Source organism: Rhizomicrobium sp., assembly GCF_056722145.1.
In genome coordinates this window covers 1-4,986 of sequence record NZ_JBWZET010000389.1, presented here as the reverse complement: position 1 = coordinate 4,986, position 4,986 = coordinate 1, and the positions used below count along the sequence as shown (strand labels likewise).

Genomic DNA, 4,986 nt, shown 5'->3' with positions numbered 1-4,986 from the left:
CAGCCCGGGCGCTTGGCGCAAGGTCCAGACGAAAAAAAAGGCCGTGCAGGACGCACAGCCAGCGGATCGTTTGTCATCCGACATTCCTTCCAGAATGTTAGCACCTCGTTGGGGAGGCGTGGCCCAGTTACGTGTCTACAGATTCTCTTCCGGGCAGTCAAACGAAACTTCGGTCGCAATTTGAAATGTCGCGGACGAAAGAATCGTGCGCGGCTTTGCGGCCACACTCGGTTAATGATCTGCGTACGGAATAATTACCGCCCGTCGGGCCAGCCGTATTTGTAGATGATCGACAAGGTCCAGGGATCACTGGCGAGCGATTGCACGTCGTCGATCTTCCAGCCGGCGGCAGTCTTCTCGAAATAGAACAGCAGGTCTTCTTTGCGGTCGTCGAGCAGGAATTTGACCTCCACCACCTGCCGGCCGGGCGCGTTGACGACACTCCAGCCCTTCACGGTCACATTCTTGATGTCGCCGTCCTGGCAATTGCACCAGAACGAAAAATCGTTGCCGCGCCCGACTTCACCGCCCGCTTCCTTGTCGTCGAGCGCCGCCAGTGCATCGAGCCGCGCCGAGAACACGCCCCGCGGTTCCGGCTGCGACGCGTTCCAGTGCGCATAAACGCCTTTCACGAATGCCACCGGATCGTCGATCTTGGTGCCGGCCGAGGCCGGTATGTTCAAGAGAAGAATTGTTGTTGCTGCCGTGATGATGGATTTCATTATGCCCCCGCAACGTTTTCAGATCAGGATTTTCCTTATAGCGGAAAGAAATTGGTGCGCGGTCCGTAGTGCTTCTTCAGCATCTTCGCGTCCCACCGGAGCGCCTTCGCCATAATCGGCCGCGGATTTGATCTCGTATCCGTCTGCCAGGAACTTGCCAAGCTGGTGATCGAAGGCGAGCCCGTCGTGGATCATTTTGGCAAATACCGTCCGCGTCCCATCATGGGTTTTCGGCGTCTTGATCCCGGCGTTCGCGATGACCGCGCGGGCAGCCGCCAAGGCCGCGAAATAGGCGTCACGTCCGGCGGCTTCGAAGATGTCGATTTGCAGGATTTTCTCGGCCTCAGCGAGTTTGTGCTCGGCAAACTGAAACAGCCTTGCCGCCTCGGCATTCATAGCGCCACCGCGTCCAGACGCACATTGTGCATGAAGCCGGTCCGTTTCAGCAAATCATCGGGCGTTACCGGTTTCAGTGACAGCATCGTCGTTCCGCCTGTGTCGACCGCGACGGTCCACGAGATATTCCCTAGCCGCTTGACTTCGTTCCACCATTGGAACGGCCCCTCCAACACCACCAGCACGTCGTAATCGCTGTCGTCGCGATGATCGCCGCGGGCGCGGCTGCCATAGAGCAGGACCTGCTTCAGCCGCGCGCCGTACAGCGTCTCCAGCTCGCGCTTGAGGCGGGCGAGGATCGGATCATCGGGGGCCGGTTTGTCCATGCGTCCAGTATAGCGAAATCGGCGGCCGGCCGGAACACGGCGGAACTCCGGCCGTTTCCTCTCCGCAATCGCCACTCAGGATCACGCCATGCCCGCCATCCCCGACGCCGCCCCGGACGAAACGCCGGCGCTGGCGATTGCCACCGACAAGGTCGGGTTCATCATTGTTAAGGCGCGCGCCTATGACGCCAAGGAGCCGCTGACCGACGACGATTCCGGCTCCAATCCCACCGACGACGGCGACACCGATATTCTGGAGGATGTTCCCGGCGATCTCACGCGGCAGGAACTCGCCGACGCCATCCGCGGCCTCAACGAGGAGGAGCAGATCAACCTCGTGGCGCTGGCCTGGGTCGGGCGCGGCACCTTCGACCTCGGCGAATGGAATCAGGCGCTGGAAACCGCCCGCACCGAGCACAACACCCGCACCGCGCAATACCTGATTGGCCTGCCGCTGCTCGGTGACTATCTGGAGGAGGGGCTGGCCGCGTTCGGCGAAAGCATTGCGGACGACGACGCCATTCTCTGACGTCTTCTGGGGACGAATCCGGCAAGCGGCTTGCACTGATCAGGGAATGGATCAATGACAGCCCCAGACTGGGACAGACGGTTAACAGCCGCGCCAGGGCCGGGGTCGATGACGGGGACGACAATGCGCCGACTTCTTTTCGCTGCCGCCGGTTTGGCCATGCTGTTCGCACCGGCTTCGGCCGCCATCGAGACGGCAGGACCGCAGGTCGCCGCCCTCAGCCCCCATCACGACGACGGCTCCGAATATGTCTGGCGCGTGTTCTGCAATTCCGGCTTGCGCTACGCCTTCATTCCGGCCAGCCAGTTTCCGGTCTCGAACCACTTCCAGGAAGTGACCACGCCGCAGACCGGCGACATCGCCTGGTGGCCCGAGTTCGTCGCCATTTTCGTGGCCCAGAACCAGTCGCTGATCACCCAGGCCGGCATGGTCAAGCTCGCCGATCTGTCCGCCGACGGCGCCCGCCCGCATTATTACCGCATGCGCGTGCTCGCCGGCCAAGACCCGGCGAACAAGCCGGCGGCCGGCGAGTGCGAACGCAATCTCTTGTAGTCAGATAAGAATCTCGCCCTTCAGATAAAGCGCGCAGCGGCCGGTGATCACCGTGCGGGGGCCGTCGTCGGTGACGGTGAGATCGCCGCCGCGCGGCGAGACCTGACGCGCGGCCATCGTCTTCTTCGCCAGTCGCTCCGCCCAGAACGGCGTCAGGATGCAGTGCGCCGAGCCGGTGACCGGGTCTTCCGGCACGCCTTTGTCGGGGGCAAAGAAGCGCGAGACGAAATCATAGCCGGCATCGCCTTTGGCGGTGACGACCATGCCCCACAAATTCTGGTTACGCAGCACGCGGGCGATCTCGCCGCAGTCGCGAATGGTGCGTATCGTTTTGGCATCGTCCCACAGTCCGAGCAGATAGCGGGCGCGATGCAATTCCTGCGGCGGGGCAATGCCGAGCGCGTCGCCGATCTGTTCCGCGTACCCCGCCGGGCCCTCGAATGGGCGTGGCGGATCGGCGGGCAGCGACATGGTGAGGCCATTCGTTCCGCGCGATACGGTCAGCTCGCCCGAGCGCGTCATGAAACGGACCGTTTCTAAGCTGGGATCGAGTTCCTCGAACAGCAGCCAGGCGCTCGCCAGCGTGGCGTGGCCGCAGAGATCGACTTCAACGCCGGGCGTGAACCAGCGCAGATCGTAGCGCCCCACGCCGGTCTTCACGAAGAACGCCGTCTCCGACAGATTGTTCTCGCCCGCGATCGCCTGCATCAGGGTCGGTTCGATCCAGGCGGCGAGCGGCACCACCGCAGCCGGGTTGCCCTCCAACGGCTTGGTGGCGAAGGCGTCGATCTGCCAGAGCAGCATGATGGTCTCCTGCGCAAGACCCGCGACTGGTCACAAACCAGTGAGGGCTAGAGCAACGAACATTCAGACGAGATGACGTCGTTCATCTTTCCTCCCCCGCGCCGACAGATCCTTTCACGCCGCACATCGTTGCAATAGCGGGGGAGGTGGCGCTGAAAGCGACGGAGGGGGGACCGATCCGGCGCTAAAACATTCCCCCCTGATGGGCCACCTCCCCCGCTGTTTCGGCGGCGTACCACCTGTCCGAACGGGATGATAGGTAACACTTTGATCCGGGAGGATGGGTAACACATTGCCGGTCAGGAGGTTGGCCGGTTATGGGGGCGGCGGCGCAGGATGTGCAGCCGTCCGTAGGCGTCAATTATTCCCAGATCGATCGGACCATAGCTCAGTTGCCAGCGTTCGTCATCGAGTTGGCGGCAGCCGATCGGTTCGCCGGCGAGGACTTGGCCGACATAGAGGTATTCGCCGCGCCACTTGATCTCGCCGTTATAGCGCACGCGGCGGACCTCGACATCGTCAGGGTACTCCGGTTCCGGCAGCCGGCCGCTGTAGCGGCGCGGCGATGGTGCGTAATGGCGCGACGGCGGGGTCTGACCAAGCGCTTCGTGCGGACGCTCCTCGTTGTAAAGGGTGCGGAAGTCGTTGAAGCGGCGCTGCTGGGCGCGAACGCTCGAGGCCGGTGGACTGGCGGTGTCGCGCTTCAGCGTCAGGTGGAAGCGTTCGTGGCGGCCGTTCTGCTGCGGTTTGCCCGGCTCGATCCGCTCCGGCATCACGCCCGCCTTGATCAGCCGGATCGCCAGCTTCGATAGCCCGCCCATTGCCGTCGTCGCAAACGGCGGACCGTTGTCACTGCGCATCCGAAGCGGCAAGCCGTATTCGCGGAAAGCCGCGTCAAATATGGGCCAAACGCAATCGCCGCCGGTCCGCGCCACCGCCTGGCAGCGGAGCAGATAGCGGCTGTGCGCATCCTGCAACGTCAACGGATCGCAGCGCGCCCCGTCGCCGGTGCGGAACCAGCCCTTGAAGTCCACCGTCCACACATCGTTGGCCGCCGTCACGCTGCCAAACGGAGCGCCCGGCGGAACCCGGTCCCGCCGCCGCCGCGGCACCGCCAGCCCGCGCCGGTGCAGCAGATCGCCGATCGTCGAAGCCGCCGGCCAGATCAGCGCCGGGCGGTGCTGCAACAGCCACGCCCGCAGCTTCTTCGGACCCCAACTCGGGTGGCCGCAGCGAAGCTCCAAAACGGCGTCGATCACCGCTTCGTCCAGCCGGTGCGGACAGCTCTGCGGCGCGTGGCTGCGATCCGATAGGCCGGATCGCCCGATCGCCTCATAGCGCTCCAGCCATTTGTAGCCGGTCTTGCGGCTGATGCCCCACTGTCGGCAAAGCTCCGAAATACTCGCTTCCCGGCCCAAGGCCGCCAATATGAATTCTTTCCGTTCGTTCATGGCACAGGTCTCTTTCCAAGGCATGGGCCACCTCCTTTGCCCATACCAAACCTGTTACCCATCCTCCCGGTCTATTCTGTTACCCTTCATCCCGGATTGGACCGCCGCACCGCCGGCAAAAAAGCGGGGGAGGTGTCGCGTAGCGACGGAGGGGGGACCGATCCGGCGCTGAAATATTCCCCCCTCCGGCCCTGATGGGCCACCTC

8 protein-coding genes are annotated in these 4,986 nt (G+C 63.6%); 3 read left to right on the top strand and 5 right to left on the bottom strand.

Annotation, left to right across the window (positions count from 1 at the left end; genetic code table 11):
* The coding region (locus AC1P6P_RS20505) for a hypothetical protein (RefSeq protein ID WP_481404306.1) at nt 1–184 on the top strand (184 nt) is incomplete at its 5' end.
* 70 nt (nt 185–254) lie between these two features.
* On the opposite strand, the gene AC1P6P_RS20500 is transcribed toward AC1P6P_RS20505, so the two are convergent.
* From AC1P6P_RS20500 to AC1P6P_RS20490, 3 genes are read right to left on the bottom strand one after another with little or no spacing between them, the layout of a single operon-like run.
* Complete coding sequence (locus AC1P6P_RS20500; protein WP_481404305.1) at nt 255–722, bottom strand: hypothetical protein; 468 nt, start codon at nt 720–722, stop codon at nt 255–257.
* Nucleotides 723–740: 18 nt separating this feature from the next.
* Nucleotides 741–1,118, bottom strand: coding sequence for a HEPN domain-containing protein (locus AC1P6P_RS20495; protein ID WP_481404304.1), 378 nt, complete (start codon nt 1,116–1,118; stop codon nt 741–743).
* On the bottom strand, nt 1,115–1,444 hold the full coding sequence (locus AC1P6P_RS20490) for a nucleotidyltransferase domain-containing protein (RefSeq protein WP_481404303.1): 330 nt from the start codon (nt 1,442–1,444) through the stop codon (nt 1,115–1,117). Before AC1P6P_RS20490 ends, AC1P6P_RS20495 begins: the two co-directional genes overlap by 4 nt.
* 88 nt (nt 1,445–1,532) lie before the next feature.
* On the opposite strand from AC1P6P_RS20490, the gene AC1P6P_RS20485 reads away from it, so the two are divergent.
* Nucleotides 1,533–1,973: a DUF3775 domain-containing protein gene (locus AC1P6P_RS20485; RefSeq protein WP_481404302.1), complete on the top strand. Its 441-nt coding sequence runs from the start codon at nt 1,533–1,535 to the stop codon at nt 1,971–1,973.
* Between the two features lie 123 nt (nt 1,974–2,096).
* Nucleotides 2,097–2,525 carry a hypothetical protein gene (locus AC1P6P_RS20480; RefSeq protein ID WP_481404301.1) on the top strand — a complete coding sequence of 143 codons (429 nt, stop codon included), beginning with the start codon at nt 2,097–2,099 and terminating at the stop codon, nt 2,523–2,525.
* Here AC1P6P_RS20480 and AC1P6P_RS20475 read toward each other — a convergent pair whose 3' ends face one another.
* Entirely contained in the window at nt 2,526–3,329 is an 804-nt protein-coding gene (locus tag AC1P6P_RS20475) for a PhzF family phenazine biosynthesis protein (RefSeq protein ID WP_481404300.1), read from the bottom strand.
* Nucleotides 3,330–3,628: 299 nt separating this feature from the next.
* The gene (locus AC1P6P_RS20470) at nt 3,629–4,804 is read right to left on the bottom strand and encodes an integrase core domain-containing protein (RefSeq protein ID WP_481404299.1); all 1,176 of its coding nucleotides are present in this window, start codon (nt 4,802–4,804) and stop codon (nt 3,629–3,631) included.
* Nucleotides 4,805–4,986: the final 182 nt, after the last annotated feature.